Genomic DNA, 404 nt, shown 5'->3' on the forward strand with positions numbered 1-404 from the left:
GTATACCCTCGCGGCCTTTGGGTACCTGGCATATGACTGTTTCCAGGCAGGGGCATGTTACAGTCACCCGCCGCTCATTCGCGATGAAAGAGTCCACCGCGATTACGCCCAAGAGCTCCTCCCCCGCGCCATAGGCTACAATGCGGCCCTCCTCGAATACTTTTTCCGGGGAAAAATAGCTGTCATGCCTGGGGTAAATGGCATTTATACTCTGTATTCCACCCCAAACCATCCCGGCGTGCCCCTCAGCGAGGCGGGCTTTGATTCCATCCGACTTCAGGCAAGCAACGACAGCCCTGAAGGAGAGGACATGACACATGGGACCATCGAGCTTGTGGTCAAATACAGGGTTGCTGCGGTCGACCCTTTCTTCACAGGCCCTGTGAAGACCACTGAAGCCTTTT

The 404-nt window shown here is 55.7% G+C and carries 1 protein-coding gene; it reads left to right on the forward strand.

Going from position 1 to position 404, the window contains the following annotated elements:
* Positions 1-184 precede the first annotated feature (184 nt).
* Positions 185-404 (forward strand): hypothetical protein (locus BRSPCE3_RS35690; protein WP_244071797.1); only part of this gene is annotated, 220 nt, incomplete at its 3' end.

This window comes from Bradyrhizobium sp. Ce-3, from assembly GCF_022835695.1.
In the GTDB taxonomy this organism is placed as follows: Bacteria; Pseudomonadota; Alphaproteobacteria; order Rhizobiales; family Xanthobacteraceae; genus Bradyrhizobium.